Source organism: Staphylococcus sp. OJ82, assembly GCF_000294465.1.
Classification (GTDB): domain Bacteria; phylum Bacillota; class Bacilli; order Staphylococcales; family Staphylococcaceae; genus Staphylococcus; species Staphylococcus equorum.
This window is the reverse complement of the sequence record NZ_ALPU01000004.1, coordinates 16,240-33,645: the sequence shown is the minus strand read 5'-3', so window position 1 is coordinate 33,645 and position 17,406 is coordinate 16,240. Positions and strand designations below refer to the sequence as shown.

Genomic DNA, 17,406 nt, shown 5'->3' with positions numbered 1-17,406 from the left:
ACAAACTTAATAATATATCCCTTTTTTTAAGTATTAACTATTCTAGTAGTCAGAATCGCTTTCTAAGCCTTGAATTATTTGAACGCCTGCACTCGCACCGATACGCGTTGCACCAGCTTCAAGCATCTTGTTGAAATCTTCAAGATTTCTCACGCCACCAGAAGCTTTCACTTCTAAGTCATCTCCAACAGTATCTTTCATTAATTTCACGTCTTCTGGAGTTGCACCGCCACCAGCAAAACCTGTTGATGTTTTAACAAAGTTAGCACCTGCTACTTTACTTAGTTCACTTGCTTTAACTATTTCTTCGTCTGTTAATAGACATGTTTCAATAATTACTTTAACTGTTTTACCGTTCGCAGCGCCAACAACACTTTCAATGTCTTTTTGTACGTCTTCATAACGCCCGTCTTTTAATGCACCAACATTGATAACCATATCAAGTTCAGAAGCACCATTTTTCACAGCATCTTCAACTTCAAACATTTTCGTTTCTGTAGTAGACGCGCCTAAAGGGAATCCAATTACAGTGCAAACTAATACCTCTGTATCTTTAAGTTTTTCTGCTGCATATTTTACATGTGTAGGATTAAGACACACTGATTTAAAATTAAATTCTCTAGCTTCCTCGATAATTTTGTCGATTTGAGCTCTAGTCGACTCCGGTTTAAGTAATGTATGATCTATATATTTTGCATAATTCATATTAAATCCTCCTAATTTTTGTTTACAATAAACATTCATTTCACTTATTATTATAAAGCAAAATTAAATAGATATCTTTATAAACACTCTCTTATTATCTATATTACAAAAATTCGCAATAATAATAAACAAATGTTATCTTTAAATTGATAAAAGAACATAAAGGAGAAGATGATTATGACAAAATCTACACCTCATATTCAACCCAATGGAACTAAAATTGCAAAAACAGTATTAATGCCGGGAGATCCGCTTCGAGCAAAATACATAGCTGACAACTACTTAGAAAATGTTGAACAATTCAACGAAGTTAGAAATATGTTTGGATATACTGGTACTTATAACGGGAAAGAAGTATCAGTAATGGGATCAGGCATGGGCGTACCTAGTATTGGAATTTATTCTTATGAGCTTTATAATTTCTTTGATGTTGAGACAATTATCCGTATTGGATCTTGTGGTGCATTACAAGAAAACGTTAACCTTTACGATATAATTATTGCTCAAGGCGCTTCTACAAACTCTAGTTATGTAGAGCAATATAATATTCCAGGTCATTACGCACCTTTAGCTGATTTCGATTTAGTTTTAAAAGCAAAACAAAAAGCGGATGAAATTGGGGCAACTACACATGTAGGAAACATATTATCATCTGATACATTCTATAATGCTGATCCAACGTTTAATGAAAGATGGCAACGTATGGGCATCTTAGGTATAGAAATGGAATCTGCTGCATTATACTTAAATGCAACTTACGCTGGTAAAAAAGCGTTAGGTATATTCACAGTGAGTGATCATATTTTACGCGACGAAGCAACTACAGCTGAAGAACGTCAAAATTCATTTACACAAATGATGGAAGTCGCACTCGAAATGGCTGAGTAATTGATGTTTCAAATCATTATTTAAATAAAACAGGTCCTTCAAAACAACGCATGTTTTGAAGGACCTGTTTTTTAATGAAAAATGGATAAGATATAGAAATTCTGAATAAATGAATTCACTGCGATAGTGATTATATTCATGGCCTTTTGTATAATTGTTGCGATTTTTAAATAGAAAAAGAGCGAAGAAAAATCAAAATTTGATTTTTCCTCGCTCCTACAACGTTGACTGGTTATCAGACAGCTACTATGCAATCCTTCAAAGATAACAGATTGATGCTTATAAATCTAAAATTAGATTATTTTCGCACTAGCCTATTGCTCAATCAAAATATAATATTCATATATGTGACTGAATTCTCTTATTTACCTAAATAAGATTTTAACATCCAGTTATGTTTGTCTATATTTGTTTTCATACCGATGAACATATCTTCTGTTACATCATCTTCAGCAGCTGAAGCCACTTCAATTGCTTCTTCTAATTGTTTTGTAATATTTTCAAAGTCTTTAGATAGTTCTTCTACCATTTCTTCAGCTTTATAGCCTTTACCAGCTTCATCAATGATTGCAAGGTCTAAACTTTCTTTTAATGTTGCAACTGGGTTTCCACCTGCTGCTAAAATACGTTCAGCTAAATCATCGATATATTGACTTGCTTCATCATACAATTCTTCAAATTTAGTGTGTAATGAGAAGAAATTAGGTCCTTTTACATACCAATGAAAATTGTGTAATTTAGTAAATGCTACTGTCCAGTTTGCTACTTGTTCATTTAATACTTTTACTACGTCTTTATTACTGTTTGCCATGCTAAAATCTCTCCTTTAAGTTTAATTATCATTACAAAATGACAACTCGAGCTCTTGATTACATTTATTATTATATAATAATAATTATAATCTGTAAAGGGTTTGACCTATCTAAATTAGAATTGTTTTAATCTGTGTTGTCATTTCATAATCTTTCTATATTATACCCAAATTAAGGGGGTTTAATCTAGTTCTTTTCTGTATGGCATTGCACCTTGAGCACCTAATTCAGTTACAGAAAAACTACCTGCTAAATTAGCAAAATCAACAGCTTCTTCTAAAGGTTTATTTTCAATTAGTGCAACAGCTAAAGCACCATTGAATGTGTCACCAGCACCTGTAGTATCAACGACTTTCTTTTTATATCCTTTGACAAGTTGTTGAGAATCATTGTAAAACATAGCACCTGCTGCTCCCTTAGTTACAATAAGCTTACGAGGATAAGCTTTCAGTGCTTCATCTACTCCGTTTTCAAATAGTAGTTCACTTTCTGATTCATTTGGCGTAATCCAAGTCACTTTATCTATAATTTCTTTGTCAATGTTACGATATGGTGCTGGGTTTAATATTACTTTCATATCCTGTTTCACAGCATAATCTGTCACTTCTTTAATTGTATGTTCTGGTATTTCATGTTGCATCAAAATAATATCTCCTGCACCAAAGCGCTCGAGTTTTGGTAACACTTTTTCAGGCGTTACATGATTATTAGCAGCAGGCACAACGATGATTCGATTATCATCTTCAAACAGTGTAATATGCGCTGTTCCAGATGTTTCATTTTCAATTTTATCCATAAAAGTTGTATCTACATTGTTTTGTTCTAAGTTCTCAATAATCTGTTTACCATTTTCATCATCGCCTACAGCGCCTATCATATAGACCTTATTACTCAAACGAGCTGCTGCAACAGCCTGATTAGCACCTTTGCCACCAGTAGTTGTAAAAAATGAATTACCCATAACTGTTTCACCTGCTTGTGGTAAAACGTCTGTTTTCACTACTAAATCAATTGATGAACTACCTATTACAACAATGTTCTCCATATTTGCTTCCTCCGTCTATTCAATCAATAAAAAATGATTGCTCATAAGCATTAGGCTGATGCCAATGCGTTTTCCACATTTTATCCCTATTATCAGCAAACAATTGATATCCTAAATCTCTAAGTAGTTTAGGCGTCAAATGTAGCAATATACCGATCCATTTATAATTTGTCAGTGTTGTGATTAGTGTTGTGATTGCATCAGATTTATATTCGAAATGATCCCCTTCTTGCAATATAACACTGTCATATTGTTTTGTTTCAGGATAATTTTCAAATAAATTTTGTGCTGTTTCTCCTTGTAATTCAGCAAATTGATAACGTCTTGACAAACCATTTTGTATTAGCCAAATTGCATAGTTATAGCAATATACACAATTGGCATCATAATATATTATTGGCATATACTTCACCCCTAACAGTAAAATATTATATTGTCACTTCATAAGAGAATGTGATTTCTCCACACTATTATTATATCCTAAAATTATAAAATTAAATCATTATATCACTCGTTATCCTATTTTATTGTCATTTATCCTCTAATTATAACCGATGGGACGTTTTAAACTAAATCGGACTAACACTTTAAACTCCAAAAATTTAAAAGAGCACCAATCCATTGATAAAATGCAATGAATTGGTGCTTCTATTTTAAGTATGGATATATCCATAGCTTATCTTATATTATATTATTAACTTTAAATAAGTTATGAATTAAAAATTAGTCTTGATTTACTTTCACGATTCTTGTATATTTCAAAAATTGTTCAGTATATTTTTGCTTAATTTCATTTAAGTCATCATATGTGATACCCACAATATGCCAATTTGGATTAAAATGATAAAATGAATCTTTTTTTCTAGACCATTTAACCATACTACCATCTCTATTATAGCGTGGTAATGTCATTTCATAACCTTCAAGCACATTGATATATGTTTGGAATATATCAGGATTAATACGATTAAAGTTATCTATAACAAGGTAGCTTTTATCTGTACGAGGCATAAGATTCGTTATAAACCCTTCTCTGTAGTACAGTGCACCTGTTTCATTTGGTAAATACTTCCCGTACAACATATCTTCAGAAAAGTCAGGATGACCAGAAGTTATCACTGGTTTCGCATTCGTTTTTTGTAATAAATCTTCAGCTGCCTTTAAGCCTTCTCCTTTATCAACTACGAGTAAAATAAACGGTTTTAAATCTTCAGTATGTTCATCAATCATCTGACCACTTTTAACAGCTTCAAACTGTGATTTCATACCATCATTTTTACTTATTTCACGAATCGCATCGAATTGTGTTTTTGACATGCTAGCAATAGCTTGTTTTGCGTTTTCTTGAAGATAATATAAATTTTTCAATTTAGGATGTTTGTTTAATGTACCCAATGAAACAGGGTCAATTTCCTTTTCAAAATAAACCTCAATTGCAGTACTGTTTGTTCTCCCAGGTATAGGTGCTTTTTCATGTATATGCTTACTTACTTCTCCTACACCAATGACGGACTGATCTCTATTTTTATTATAAAAAATAAGTTGATCACCTATTTCAAGTTGCGTGTAAAAATGATAACCATTTCGTTTAATACCGTTATATGTGTGCGTATATATTGTATTGTATGATTTAGGTTCGAACTCTTGTTCTTCCGCTATAAAAAAGTATCGAGGAATTTTTGTTTCTCCTTTACCTAAACTAACAATTAACTCAAATTCTTCTTGTGTTATTTGATTAAATAAAGTTTCTTTCATATTTCTCATTCTAAATTCTAATTGTTCGCTTCTTTTCAAATAATCCGCAGTTAATGGTTTAAGCTGTTCTTGTAATTGAAAATGAACACGAATTTTATTTTGAGCACCTGTTTGTACACTTGTGATTTCACCCAAACCTAATAAACCAGTATCCATTTGTACTTGATAAAAGATAACACGGTCTCCTACTTTAGCTTGTTTAAATGATCGGAAACCTTGTGAAGGATTAAATTGTGCACCTGATTCAAATAATGTCGTCTGACCTACTAATAGTTCATTATGGTTCCAGCGATTATATCCGCAGTTCAACCAAAAATAACTTGTTTCCTCTGCCATTTAGATACTCCTTATCTCATATAAAAATTCTATCTAACCTATTATATGCAAAAATTTCTTTCTGAACAAACATTACAATAAGTTTATCAACTTCATCGTAATTAAACTTGAAATAATGACGACAATCCATGTTACTAACCCAAGCATTACCGGTTTCATACCTGCTTGTTTAAATTGTTTAAAATCAACACTTAATCCAATGCCAGCCATTGCCATTGTAATTAAAAACAATGAAATTTGTTGGAATACATGTATCACTGTTGGTGAAAAATTAAAAACAGTGCTTATTAAAGATGCTACGATAAACCATACAATAAACCATGGAAATATTTTAGCAATAGATGTATCAGTTTGTTTCGCTTTTTCTTTACGTATCGTTCTATATGTAAAAAAGAGTACCACCGGTATAATCATTAAAGTACGCGTTAATTTTACAACTGTCCCTGTTTCTAAGGCTGTATTGCCATAGTTTGAAGTTGCAGCAATCACACTTGAAGTATCATTAATAGCGGTTCCTCCAAAATATCCAAATGCAGTTTGCCCCATATTTAATACGTGGCCTAATGGTGGAAATACAAATACTGCTATTAAATTAAATAAAAATATCGTAGAAATAGCGAATGCTACTTCACTTTCTTTCGCTTTAATTACTGGACTTGTTGCAGCAATTGCCGATCCACCACATATTGCTGTTCCAACCCCTATTAAAATACTTAGATGTTCATTAATTTTAAATATCTTCATTAACAAAAACACAGTGATAAAGGCAGCAAGTAAAGTAATGATAATGATTGGTAACGATTTCCATCCAATTGCTCCAATAGATTGAAAGCTCAATGTAAACCCAAGCACGATAATGCTGTAATGCAAAATCTTTTTGCTACTATACTTGATACCAGCTTCATATTTTTTAGGAATTAAAATGATATTATTGATAATAATTCCTATAATAATAGCAAAAATTGCACCGCCAATGACTGGAAATTCACTTCCTAATATTGTTGCAACCATTGCAATTACCAAGGTCATCATGATACCCCGTACTTTTTGCACACTTGCCACCTCCCAATTTAGTTTCATTTTAGCATATTTCTTTTGACATAAAACTGTAAAAATAAATATTATATTTTGCAATATTTATTTAAATATTTTCAGCTAAATTCTTACAGCACACACAAATAATTAATCATAAGATACTTCGTAAAGTATATTTCAAATTGTTTTTATTCTGTTTTTTCATAAAATCACAAAAAAAGTATCTTCTACAATAATGTAAAGATACTAAACTTATTGGCTATTACGCTACGGCAAACGCAGCCATAATCGGCATGATGTTAATCATAACCCCGCCAAGCTTTAATAAACCGCTTATCTCTTTATTAGGAATTGTAATCAATGATGAAATTATCCCAATTACCCCTATCATTACTGGAAATGCCATAGAAGGAAAAATTGGTAATTTTAAAAATATGCCTGCACCTGCTAACATTCCACAAACTAATGAGATATACAAAAATTTATACATTTCAAAACACTCCATTTTTTCTATAAGTAACTAACTATTAGTTCGTAGTCTCCTTCAAATATTGTATCTAAGTCGTCTGAAGTTAGAATAAAGTTTTGTCCATGATTTAAATCATAAACTTCGCCATCAATAATCACTTGTCCCTCACCTTTAAGTACTGATACGAGAACAAACTCTCTTGGTTTCATATAATTTAGTGTACCTGAAATTTGCCATTTCACAATTGTGAAAAAATCATTAGATACGAGTTGTGTACGTTTGTGATTTTCAATGATTTCAGTATCTGTAGCGATATTGATATTTTCATTGGCTATTTCAATGACGTCTTTAGCTTTTCCTTGGTCAAGTTCACGTTTATGCCCTGAGTCATGTTCACGATCGAAATCATACACGCGATATGTTACATCTGAAGATTGCATCGTTTCATACACTAGAATACCTGCACCTATGGAATGGATTGTACCTGCAGGGATAAAATAAAATTCTCCTGGTTTAACTTTAACTTTATTAAATAAACCATTATACTCCCCGTCATTTAATTTATCTATGGCTAACTCTTTTGTTTCTGCAGAAAGCCCATAGATAATTTCTGAATCTTCTTTAGCGTCGATTATGTACCAACATTCAGACTTTCCATATTGCCCGTTCTCTTTTTCATAAGCATACGCATCATCTGGATGAACATGTACTGACAATGCTTCCTTAGCATCAACTATTTTAGTCATTAACGGGAATTCTTTGCTTGGAAAATCACCAAACAATTCTCTGTGCTCATTCCAAACTTGATCTAAAGTTTGACCTTGGTATGGTCCATTTAATATCTCACATTTGCCATTTGGGTGCGCTGATATCCCCCATGCTTCTCCAATACAATCGCTTGGTAAATCATATCCTAATTCTTTTAATCTATTGCCACCCCATATTTTTTCATGGAAAATTGGTTTTAAAAATAATGGCATTAATCACACCTCCAAATTCTTAAGTTGCTTCATCCAAATTTTAAGTCTTTCTATATAAAATACTTTTAACGGAAATTTTTATGTATAGTTTTGTATTTTTTATTTGAGCTATAAAGATTGTATCATATAACGCTGCGCGTTATAAACGACTAGTTCAACGTTCAACGATACTAAAATCACTTGTTATTATATCAATTATTTATAAAGCATAATAGATTGTTTTGTTTGACTCAATTACATTTTTCGACATTTTAATGAACAATTATATTATTGTCGTAAATTTTTTACAAAAATACTTGCCATTATATACTTAAAAATATTATAATTACTATAGAGTCACAAAAACAGACTCTATCTGTTTTACATATAAGGTAATTAAAAGTTTATTATGATGTACTTGAAAAAGCTGATTACTTTTTCAAAAATATAAAATTTGCGATAAAGCCCAAACTTCCTTAGTTTGGGCTTTTATTATTGCTCAACAACCTAAAGTAAAAAATTTATGGCTTAAACTTAATAAAATCCAAAAAATAAAAGCACTTATTTCATTTTTTAAAATTGAAATAGGTGCTTTTTTCAATAAGACTGAAACATAAATACCTGTCGCAACCATACTGTTACATTGGCAGTAGCTGTCTAAATTGAAATTACGCTTATATTAATGCTTTTACTCCTATTTTTAAGTCATCTTTACCGACCTAACTTCACACTACAAAAGCTGTTTTAAAAATTAGATAGCTGACCCACTCCCAGATGCTTTCCAAATATTATTGCTCTTTAAAATTAGCTAAAATTGTTTCTTTAACTTCTAATAAATGTGACTCCATGGCTTTAACTGCGTTGGTAGCATTTTGTTCTACGATTGCATTATAAATAATCACATGTTCTTCATGTAGTTTATTCATTTTTTTTGTTTGCTATAAATAAATATCTTTCTTGTTTCTTCCATTGAATCTTGCATTAATTCAGAAATGTTATTTAATAGCTCAACTAGCAATGAATTTTTGGCTGCTCTTGCAATTGAAAGATGAAATTGTAAATCTGCTTTTTCCCCAGATGTGCCATCGGTTACCGCTTCACCCATTTCATCCAATGCTTTCTTTAAACTCACTAAATCTGCTTCATTACGATGTATGGCAGCCTTTTCTACCGTAGCACTTTCTACGATTTCTCTTAACTCTAAAAGTTCTGTAATTTGATCTAACGACGTGAACTTATCACCTAATTCAAAAAAGGTTGGTTCTATTTGCTTAATAAATGTGCCATACCCTTGTTTCATTTCTATAATGCCAATTGTTCTTAAAGCATTTAATGCTTCTCTCACTGATGCAACACTTACACCATACTGTTGACCAAGTTTTTGTATAGAAGGTAACTTATCACCCACTTGATACTCCCCTGATTTTATACTTTCTAACAGAATGTCAGCGATTTGTTCATAGATTTTCGTGTTTGAAATTTTCATAATTACCTCCAAACGATATCTATTATTGTATCAAATTTTTGCTATTTATTTATATTATAAGCTATATATTTCAAATAAAAAAAGAACCAATTTACACTTCTATGTAAATTGGCCCTCTAAAGTCCGCTCTAAAATCGATAATTACTTATTAAAATTTGATAAAGCGGTTGAAATTTCTTCATCGCCACTAACAATTTGGAACTCAGTATTTAAGTAGTCATCTTCAGTCAATACTTTTGTTAATACAGATGCTACATCTTCACGAGGGATTGATCCTCTACCTTCAAAAAATGCACCTACTTCAATTTTATTCGTACCTGCATCATCTAATAAACCGCCCGGATGTACAATTGTATAACCTACATCTGCTTGTTTAAGATATTCATCAGCATAGTGTTTCGCAATTGTATATGGTTTTAAACCTCCACTTGCTTCGAATGACTCTCTTCTAGAATCATAAGTTGAAACCATCACATATTGTTTTACGTTATTGGCTTCACTTGCTTTAATTGATTTAATTGCGCCATCTAAATCCACACTGATTGTTTTATCTGCACCTGTGTTACCACCAGATCCAACAGAAAAGACAACTTTGTCAAATCCTTTAACCTTTTCAGTCAATGTTTTGATATCATCCGTTTCTACATCTATTAAAGTTGCATCTATGCCTTTATCTTTTAACGCGTCTACTTGTTCTTGCTTTCTTACAGCAGCTGTAAAGCTTTCACCACGTTCTTTTAATTGATTTACTAGATGTTGGCCAACGCCACCATTTGCTCCAATTACTAATATACTCATAAATTATTGCCTCCTTAAAGGTAGTTGCTACTTAAAAGTCTACCACTTATGTAAGATTTTAAAACTAAAGTGAATTATACTTTGACAATAAAGCCTCCTTATATTAATATATGAATAAATGTTCATATATTAATATAAGGAGGCTTTACGTAATGAATGAATCTTTAGATTCACAAACAATTGATAACGTGACTGAAATTTTCAAAGCATTAAGTGAAGGCAATCGTTTACGTATTATGCACTTATTATCGCATGGCGAAAATAGTGTCGGTCATATTGCTCACAAATTAGAGATGAGTCAATCAAATGTTTCTCATCAATTGCGTGTACTGAAACAAGCTCATTTAGTGAAAGCTAAACGTGATGGTCAATCTATGATATATGCCATAGATGATACGCATGTTACTACCCTATTAAAACAAGCGATACATCACGCAACACATCAATAATAAGGAAGGTGGCGTTTGACATGTCTGAATCTGAACACCATGGACACAATCATGCACATGGTCATGTGCACACAAATAACAAAAAAATATTACTTATTAGTTTTCTAATTATTGGAATCTTTATGATTGTTGAGATTATTGGCGGCTTTGTTTCTAATAGTTTGGCATTACTTTCTGATGGTCTACACATGTTTAGTGATACAATTTCTTTAGGTGTAGCGCTACTTGCTTTTATTTATGCTGAAAGACATGCTAATAAACATAAAACATTTGGTTATAAAAGATTTGAAATATTGGCTGCATTATTTAATGGAGTCACATTATTCGTTATAGGCATTATTATTATTGTTGAAGCTATTGGTCGTTTCTTTGATCCTCAAGAAGTTCAATCCACAGAAATGTTTATAATTAGTGTTACCGGACTAATAGTTAATATTATAGTTGCTTATTTAATGTTTAAGGGCGGAGACACATCACACAATATTAATATGCGTGGCGCATTTCTTCATGTAATCGGAGACTTATTAGGTTCAGTAGGTGCAATTATAGCTGCTGTGCTTATCTGGAATTTCAACTTAACAATCGCCGATCCAATTGCCAGTATCATTGTATCTGTACTTATTATTAAAAGTAGCTGGGGCATAACAAAATCTTCTCTCAATATCTTGATGGAAGGTACGCCAAGTGATGTTAATATGAATCAAGTCTTTTCTATGATTACGGAAGAAGAAAAAATTAAAAATATACATGATTGTCATGTTTGGACAATTTCCAACGAAATGAATGCTTTAAGTTGTCATGCTGTAGTGCCAAATACGATGACTATTGAAGAAGGTGAAGTGCTCTTAAACAGATTAGAACATAAATTAGAACACTTAAATATTCAACATATGACCATACAGCTAGAAACAACTGATCATCTACATGATAATAATATTTTATGTTCTGCAATTTATTCAAAACAAACAACACATCATTCACACTCACATTAAAAAAAGTGATTTTCCAAACAAAATTGGAAAATCACTTTTCATTTATGAAACCTTATATTTTTAATAGACCGTTGATAATTTAAATAAACTTATCAAAGATTAGATCTTTTGCTGGTACTTGTTTTTCAGTAAAGCCTCTTATAAATTCTTCATTATCATACGGAACTTTAATACGTTCACATGAGAATTCATTTTCATCAATTGTTATAATGCCATATACTGCATAAGCACCATTATTAAGTCCTACAGAACCAGGGTTAAAATATACAGTAGATTTGTCATCATAAAAATGCACTGTATGATTATGTCCAAAAACGATTAAATCAGCATTCTTGTCTTCAAATAATGCTTTAACGTTTTCTTCACTTGGCTCAACAATTGGACTATAAGGTTGTCCATCAATAGGTGTACTTAATTTCTCATTGGCAATTTCATAATGAATAAACAATACTTTTTTATTATTAAAAGTCTTCTCAATTACACGTGGTAATTCATCTAATTTGTCATAATAGTCTTCATCTAAATGACTTTCAATCCATTGATGATGTTCATAGAATTTATCCTTTAAGTCTTCTGGATAAGGAGTATCATTTACGATCGACATAACCGCTTCATCATGATTACCTGCAATGATTTCCATATCATCTCTATCGAAAATTTCATCAAGCACTTTATTTGTTTCATGCCCTACTCCGATATTATCGCCTAGATTAAATATTTTATTGATTCCTTCTCTTCTATCAATATCATCCAAAACGGTTTCCAATGCATCAAAGTTTCCATGTACATCAGTAATAATTGCAAATTTCATGATGATATCTCCTTTCAACTTTTTCTCATTAGGATATTCTAACATTTTATAGCCAATTTGTTACCTATTAATTTTAAAATCTTCAATTTTTTGATATCGTATTGTTATCACTAAAAAGGAGTGCTTAAAATTTGTTTAAATATCATAAACTAGCTTTGCAAAATATAAAACCCCAAAATGCTAAAACAATACTGTTTTCAATTGTAAGTTTTATCATATTATTTGCTTTAACAATTTTATCGTTTATACCAGTTCAACCTGCAATTTATAAATTCGCAATGTCGATGGCAATGCAACAACCAATCGGTGGTTCAATATTTATGTTGATACTAACAATTCTGATTCCACTATTGATTTTTGTATTAATCGGTTACCCATTAATAGCTGGAACTATATACACTATAGACAAAGCATTAAATAAAGACAAGGTTAAATTAAAAGATTTATTCTCAGTCTTTAAAAAAGGTAAATATCTTAAAAGTTTAAAATTAGCTTTATTCACTTTATTATTCATTCTAATTTTATTCGCGCTCAATTTACTCGTATCTAAAGTACTTAATTTAGGTATCATGCAATTATTCACTGCACTACAAGGTCCATTAAGTAGTTCTGATCATGCACTTGGTCTTTCACTAACTTTCCAAATTATTGCAGCAACAATTACCGTCTTTATTCAATCATTTATTTATTGGTTCTTTGCTATTGTAATTATTAACTTTACTGTAGCATTTGTTAAAGATCCTAGTGTTGGTGCTTGGGCAGCTGTTAAACGTGGATTCAAGGGCGTTAAAAATGGTAAGAAAACTTGGTTTAAATTCTACCTTGGTATATTACTATTAAACTTAATCGTAATTATCCTTGCAAATCCTGTTAGTCAATTAATTTCAATTTCAACAGGCGGTATTTCACAAACTGTCGCAATGATTTTAATTTACATTATATCTATTATCGTTATTATTGTAAGATTAGCCATTTACTATATGAATATATTAGCGATTATTCAATATTATAACCGTAATGGTGAAAGTATAGATAAAGCTGAAATTAAAAAAGATAAAAAGAACTCTAAAAAACAATCAAACAATGATTCAAAAATAGAAAACAGTGTAAATAATACTACTGAAAAAACGAAGTCTAATCTAAGTGATAAAAGTGACAATATACAAGAAAATGCAAAAGATAACTTAAACGATAAAAGTAATAATATTCAAGATACTACAAAAGATAAAACTTCAGATTTAAAAGATCAAATTAACAAAACAGATAAATAATATATATCAGAAACACGAATTGCCAATGTAGCATTTTAAATGTCTACATTGGCAATTTTTATATTTCGATACATTTATACCGCTTATTTATCCGTCGAGTTTTAAACCCCTATTATGTGCATTCTATCTACATCGTGTATTATAAAGTTCTTGAACATATTAAAAAACTGATAGATAATCTTTTTCAAGAAAACCTATCAGTTTTATGTTTATTATTTTATGAAATGTTCTTTTAGATATGCTGCCGCACCATTTTCTTCATTCGTTAAAGATGTTACATCTTTTGCTAAAGCCTGAATTTCAGGTCTCGCATTTCTCATAGCAACAGTATAATGTCCAAATTCAAACATCGCTCTATCATTATCACTATCACCAATGACTAAAGTTTCTTCCTGATTAATACCAAAGTGTTCAATCATCTCTTTAATGCCTGTGCCTTTGTCTGTATTAAACGCCATAGTCTCTGCATTAAAGCGTGATGAATTTGATACACTGATTTGTAATGCTGCACTATCTTCGATTAATTGATTACGGAAATTAGTGATTTTCTCATATTCAGGTGAGAATAAATAAATTTTTGAAAATGACGTATCAGGAATAGTATCTTCCCAATCTACTTTGCCTTTTAAAGACTCTCTTCTAGAAGTCCATTCACTTTCTCCTACTTTGCCTGGTGGTGTTGCTGGTTCAAATAAAGCCTTCGCCCATGCTTCATCTTCTTTAAGTACGACACGATCACTGCCAAATGGGAAGATTTCATAATATATTGCTTCTTGTTTTGCACGTTTAATAACTTCACTTACTGTATTATATGAAAGACCATGTTTAAAAATAGTCTCTTTTTCCACTACACCTAACGTTCCATTCGAACTTATAATGCCATCTACTTCAAAAGTTTCGGGCACCAAATAATGAATTTCGTCATGTGCTCTACCAGTTGCTAAGAACACTTTATAACCAAGGTTTCTTAATTGTTGAATCACTTCAGTTGTTTCCGTATCTACCCGGTTATCTTTATGTAAAATCGTACCATCCATATCTAAAAATATTGCTCTCACATTATCCATTTAAGTAATCCTCCATCACATGTTATCGTATTAAATTATGGCATTATATTTCCTTTTCCGCAACGCGTTATCGTCTTAAAAATAGTGAGTAGCGTTGATTTTGATAAACCACACTCACATCTCTATTGAAAAAATCACTTAAAGTGTCACTATTTAATACAGACTGTAGTTCTCCTTGCTTATAACATGTACCATCCTTCAATAAAAAGCCGCGTTGAATATTTTGTGTAATTTCTTCAACAAAATGTGTAACATAAATCACCGCAAGTTTTGGATTTTGTTTATATAATTTATCAAGTGCACTGAGCAAATCTTCACGTGCTATAAAGTCTAATCCTGAAGCAGGTTCATCTAAAATCATTAATTTAGGATCACCCATTAATGCTCTAGCAATCAATACTTTTTGTCTTTCACCCGTTGATAAATAACCATAATATTGATTTTCAAATTGACGCATACCCATTTGCTCTAAATATCGTTTAGCCATTTCAATATGACTCGCTTTCACTTCTTTATAAACGCCTATTGATTTAAAAATACCACTGATGACTACATCTAATACAATTTCGCCATCTTGAAATCGATTCATTAAACTGCTTGAAACAAACCCTATTTGATCACGTACATTATCTGCAGAATAACCTTTGTTCCCAGGCTGCATACCAAACAATGATAGCGTCCCTGATGTATGTGGTTCATAAGCATTTAAGATGTTGAGTAATGTTGTTTTACCTGCACCATTTAAGCCGTATAACATCCATTTTTCGCCTTCGCTTATTTGCCAACTTACATTTTCAATTATTTCTTTTCCTTGTTTTCTTCTTGCAACATTTTTCAACTCAACAAGCATGAAATCACCCCTATTCTTTACACTTCAACTGATTTTAAACACTTACTTAAATTATTTTATGATTGAGCGTCTCTAAATATTTTTTCCAAAGTTTTGCCTTTAGCTAGTTCATCAATCATTTTATCTAAGTATCTAATTTCTTTCATAACTGACGGCTCCATATTTTCAACTCGAATACCACATATGACACCTGTAATTTTAGTTCTATTAGGATTTAACTCTGGTGCTTGTAAAATAAATGTTTCATAATCCGTTCCGTCATCAATAAGTTTATCTATTTGTGTTTGCGTATATCCTGTCATCCAACAAATAACTTCATCTGCTTCAGCTTTAGTTCTTGCTTTCTTTTCAACTTTTTTAATCAGATGCGGGTATACAGAGCCGAAAGCCATCGTATATATTTTCGGTTTCGTCATTTTAAAAATCCTCTCTTAGTTTCTCTTAACAATTTTTATAATAATCTTAGCATAATAGAACAATTTATAATTTGAAAATAATATGAATACTATATACCTTTCAAAATCAAAAATAAAAGGCGGGTTTGCAAAAGCAACCAGCCTTTTATGAAAGTAATACATATACAGCAATAAACTTTCTTTAATTATCAACAGTATGTCAGTATAGAATTAAACTTATATCATTTATTTAATGTTTCAATAAAACAGTGAAATATTATTCACCTACGACCCCATCATTATCTCGATCGTCCATATGTGCATATAACCAATGATCACTATTTATTGGCATGCTAAACCCTGCAGCTTCAGCTTCTGCAATTGTCACTTGTCCATTACCATCAGAATCAACGTCCGCAACTGTTTCATCATCCCCCGTTGAAGTTACTGGCTCAGACTCTGGTTCCTTATTACCAGTTAACCCAAGTGACTCATTTAGTTCATCAGGGTTCACATTATCAAATGAATCTGTTACTTCATTTCCATTTATAGTATAAGTATATTGATAGCTAGAAGGAATTTGTGTTTCGGTATCGGGATAAGTTATATTAGCTTCAAAATTAGTAGCTCCGCCCGCTTCTCGGATAGTCTTTTCGAGATAAGCTTGATCACCATGTCGGTTTAGCGTACTATCTTGTGGAGTAATATTATAAGCATTCGACACGCCACCAAGTGAGTCAGCAATAATGTGTCCTTCGTCTAAGTCATCACTTTCAACACCAGGTACCTTTGCCTCATCAGCATAATATCTACCTGACGATAACACATCCTCTGTCTCATCATCTTGTATTTTAATTTCATCTGCCATAACTCGTGTCAATTGCCCGTGTTCGTTAGTGAACGCCCAATATTTTCGATCACCATAACCGATATCTACAACGACGTTCGCGTCACGGTTCCCAGACATATCACCACCATCGACTTCAATTTTTTCATAGCCTGGAAACGTATCATCACTAGCTTCAGTTGTCGTTTCACCTTCTACTTGAGGTTCCTCTGATTTGTTTTCATTCTTTACCTTGGTAGCTGTTTCTTCTTTTTCATTTTTTAAATCTGTGACTACCTTTGCATCCGTATCTTTATCGGCAGAAGATGTATCTTCTCCGTTGGCACAACCAACAATAAAAACAGTCATTAAAAGTAAAACTAAATATTTTATTTTCTTCATTTTAGTACGCTCCTATTATGTTACTTGTTAATCATTCAAAACCCTCAAAATTATA

Annotated in this window: 18 protein-coding genes and 1 pseudogene; 4 read left to right on the top strand and 15 right to left on the bottom strand. The window is 31.7% G+C overall.

Features of this window, described 5'->3' with window-relative positions; genetic code table 11:
* Positions 1-42 precede the first annotated feature (42 nt).
* Positions 43-705, bottom strand: a complete 663-nt coding sequence (deoC, locus tag SOJ_RS05235; protein WP_002507046.1) for a deoxyribose-phosphate aldolase — start codon at positions 703-705, stop codon at positions 43-45.
* 177 nt (positions 706-882) lie between these two features.
* On the opposite strand from deoC, the gene deoD reads away from it, so the two are divergent.
* The gene (deoD, locus tag SOJ_RS05230) at positions 883-1,593 is read left to right on the top strand and encodes a purine-nucleoside phosphorylase (protein ID WP_002507045.1); all 711 of its coding nucleotides are present in this window, start codon (positions 883-885) and stop codon (positions 1,591-1,593) included.
* A gap of 361 nt (positions 1,594-1,954) precedes the next feature.
* On the opposite strand, the gene SOJ_RS05225 is transcribed toward deoD, so the two are convergent.
* The 9 genes and pseudogenes from SOJ_RS05225 to SOJ_RS05185 form a co-directional block, all read right to left on the bottom strand.
* The gene (locus SOJ_RS05225; RefSeq protein WP_002507044.1) at positions 1,955-2,404 is read right to left on the bottom strand and encodes a Dps family protein; all 450 of its coding nucleotides are present in this window, start codon (positions 2,402-2,404) and stop codon (positions 1,955-1,957) included.
* Between the two features lie 182 nt (positions 2,405-2,586).
* Complete coding sequence (gene rbsK / locus SOJ_RS05220; protein ID WP_002507043.1) at positions 2,587-3,450, bottom strand: ribokinase; 864 nt, start codon at positions 3,448-3,450, stop codon at positions 2,587-2,589.
* 19 nt (positions 3,451-3,469) lie between these two features.
* Positions 3,470-3,853 carry a thiol-disulfide oxidoreductase DCC family protein gene (locus tag SOJ_RS05215; RefSeq protein ID WP_002507042.1) on the bottom strand — a complete coding sequence of 128 codons (384 nt, stop codon included), beginning with the start codon at positions 3,851-3,853 and terminating at the stop codon, positions 3,470-3,472.
* 320 nt (positions 3,854-4,173) lie between these two features.
* Positions 4,174-5,541 (bottom strand): EVE domain-containing protein, encoded by a 1,368-nt coding sequence (locus tag SOJ_RS05210; protein WP_002507041.1) that lies wholly within the window; start codon positions 5,539-5,541, stop codon positions 4,174-4,176.
* 72 nt (positions 5,542-5,613) lie between these two features.
* Positions 5,614-6,594 (bottom strand): YeiH family protein, encoded by a 981-nt coding sequence (locus SOJ_RS05205; RefSeq protein WP_002507040.1) that lies wholly within the window; start codon positions 6,592-6,594, stop codon positions 5,614-5,616.
* 244 nt (positions 6,595-6,838) lie between these two features.
* Positions 6,839-7,066 carry a hypothetical protein gene (locus SOJ_RS05200; RefSeq protein ID WP_002507039.1) on the bottom strand — a complete coding sequence of 76 codons (228 nt, stop codon included), beginning with the start codon at positions 7,064-7,066 and terminating at the stop codon, positions 6,839-6,841.
* Positions 7,067-7,086: 20 nt separating this feature from the next.
* Complete coding sequence (manA, locus tag SOJ_RS05195) at positions 7,087-8,025, bottom strand: mannose-6-phosphate isomerase, class I (RefSeq protein ID WP_002507038.1); 939 nt, start codon at positions 8,023-8,025, stop codon at positions 7,087-7,089.
* Positions 8,026-8,792: 767 nt separating this feature from the next.
* Positions 8,793-9,490 (bottom strand): annotated as a pseudogene (locus tag SOJ_RS05190) (FadR/GntR family transcriptional regulator).
* Between the two features lie 141 nt (positions 9,491-9,631).
* A complete protein-coding gene (locus tag SOJ_RS05185; protein WP_002507034.1) occupies positions 9,632-10,288 on the bottom strand; it encodes an NAD(P)-binding oxidoreductase in 657 nt (218 codons plus the stop codon).
* Positions 10,289-10,440: 152 nt separating this feature from the next.
* Here SOJ_RS05185 and SOJ_RS05180 point away from each other — a divergent pair, with 152 nt between their 5' ends.
* Positions 10,441-10,737, top strand: coding sequence for an ArsR/SmtB family transcription factor (locus SOJ_RS05180; RefSeq protein ID WP_002507033.1), 297 nt, complete (start codon positions 10,441-10,443; stop codon positions 10,735-10,737).
* A 20-nt stretch (positions 10,738-10,757) separates the two neighbouring features.
* Positions 10,758-11,729, top strand: a complete 972-nt coding sequence (czrB, locus tag SOJ_RS05175) for a CDF family zinc efflux transporter CzrB (protein WP_002507032.1) — start codon at positions 10,758-10,760, stop codon at positions 11,727-11,729.
* A 79-nt stretch (positions 11,730-11,808) separates the two neighbouring features.
* Here czrB and SOJ_RS05170 read toward each other — a convergent pair whose 3' ends face one another.
* A complete protein-coding gene (locus tag SOJ_RS05170) occupies positions 11,809-12,540 on the bottom strand; it encodes a metallophosphoesterase family protein (RefSeq protein WP_002507031.1) in 732 nt (243 codons plus the stop codon).
* A gap of 131 nt (positions 12,541-12,671) precedes the next feature.
* Between SOJ_RS05170 and SOJ_RS05165 the strand changes: the two genes are divergently transcribed.
* Complete coding sequence (locus tag SOJ_RS05165; protein WP_002507030.1) at positions 12,672-13,811, top strand: hypothetical protein; 1,140 nt, start codon at positions 12,672-12,674, stop codon at positions 13,809-13,811.
* Between the two features lie 212 nt (positions 13,812-14,023).
* Here SOJ_RS05165 and SOJ_RS05160 read toward each other — a convergent pair whose 3' ends face one another.
* From SOJ_RS05160 to SOJ_RS05145, 4 genes are all read right to left on the bottom strand, one after another.
* Positions 14,024-14,878: an HAD family hydrolase gene (locus SOJ_RS05160; RefSeq protein WP_002507029.1), complete on the bottom strand. Its 855-nt coding sequence runs from the start codon at positions 14,876-14,878 to the stop codon at positions 14,024-14,026.
* 67 nt (positions 14,879-14,945) lie between these two features.
* Entirely contained in the window at positions 14,946-15,728 is a 783-nt protein-coding gene (locus tag SOJ_RS05155) for an ABC transporter ATP-binding protein (protein ID WP_002507028.1), read from the bottom strand.
* Positions 15,729-15,784: 56 nt separating this feature from the next.
* Positions 15,785-16,144: a DUF2200 domain-containing protein gene (locus SOJ_RS05150; protein ID WP_002507027.1), complete on the bottom strand. Its 360-nt coding sequence runs from the start codon at positions 16,142-16,144 to the stop codon at positions 15,785-15,787.
* A gap of 256 nt (positions 16,145-16,400) precedes the next feature.
* Positions 16,401-17,351 carry a DNA/RNA non-specific endonuclease gene (locus tag SOJ_RS05145; protein ID WP_002507026.1) on the bottom strand — a complete coding sequence of 317 codons (951 nt, stop codon included), beginning with the start codon at positions 17,349-17,351 and terminating at the stop codon, positions 16,401-16,403.
* Positions 17,352-17,406 lie beyond the last annotated feature (55 nt).

Coding starts and splice junctions, on each gene's coding strand:
- SOJ_RS05215 (WP_002507042.1), bottom strand. CDS start 3,853: ATGCCAATAATATATTATGATGCCAATTGTGTATATTGCTATAACTAT.
- SOJ_RS05155 (WP_002507028.1), bottom strand. CDS start 15,728: ATGCTTGTTGAGTTGAAAAATGTTGCAAGAAGAAAACAAGGAAAAGAA.
- SOJ_RS05145 (WP_002507026.1), bottom strand. CDS start 17,351: ATGAAGAAAATAAAATATTTAGTTTTACTTTTAATGACTGTTTTTATT.
- SOJ_RS05185 (WP_002507034.1), bottom strand. CDS start 10,288: ATGAGTATATTAGTAATTGGAGCAAATGGTGGCGTTGGCCAACATCTA.
- SOJ_RS05210 (WP_002507041.1), bottom strand. CDS start 5,541: ATGGCAGAGGAAACAAGTTATTTTTGGTTGAACTGCGGATATAATCGC.
- rbsK (WP_002507043.1), bottom strand. CDS start 3,450: ATGGAGAACATTGTTGTAATAGGTAGTTCATCAATTGATTTAGTAGTG.
- deoC (WP_002507046.1), bottom strand. CDS start 705: ATGAATTATGCAAAATATATAGATCATACATTACTTAAACCGGAGTCG.
- SOJ_RS05170 (WP_002507031.1), bottom strand. CDS start 12,540: ATGAAATTTGCAATTATTACTGATGTACATGGAAACTTTGATGCATTG.
- SOJ_RS05200 (WP_002507039.1), bottom strand. CDS start 7,066: ATGTATAAATTTTTGTATATCTCATTAGTTTGTGGAATGTTAGCAGGT.
- czrB (WP_002507032.1), top strand. CDS start 10,758: ATGTCTGAATCTGAACACCATGGACACAATCATGCACATGGTCATGTG.
- SOJ_RS05160 (WP_002507029.1), bottom strand. CDS start 14,878: ATGGATAATGTGAGAGCAATATTTTTAGATATGGATGGTACGATTTTA.
- SOJ_RS05180 (WP_002507033.1), top strand. CDS start 10,441: ATGAATGAATCTTTAGATTCACAAACAATTGATAACGTGACTGAAATT.
- SOJ_RS05225 (WP_002507044.1), bottom strand. CDS start 2,404: ATGGCAAACAGTAATAAAGACGTAGTAAAAGTATTAAATGAACAAGTA.
- SOJ_RS05150 (WP_002507027.1), bottom strand. CDS start 16,144: ATGACGAAACCGAAAATATATACGATGGCTTTCGGCTCTGTATACCCG.
- manA (WP_002507038.1), bottom strand. CDS start 8,025: ATGCCATTATTTTTAAAACCAATTTTCCATGAAAAAATATGGGGTGGC.
- deoD (WP_002507045.1), top strand. CDS start 883: ATGACAAAATCTACACCTCATATTCAACCCAATGGAACTAAAATTGCA.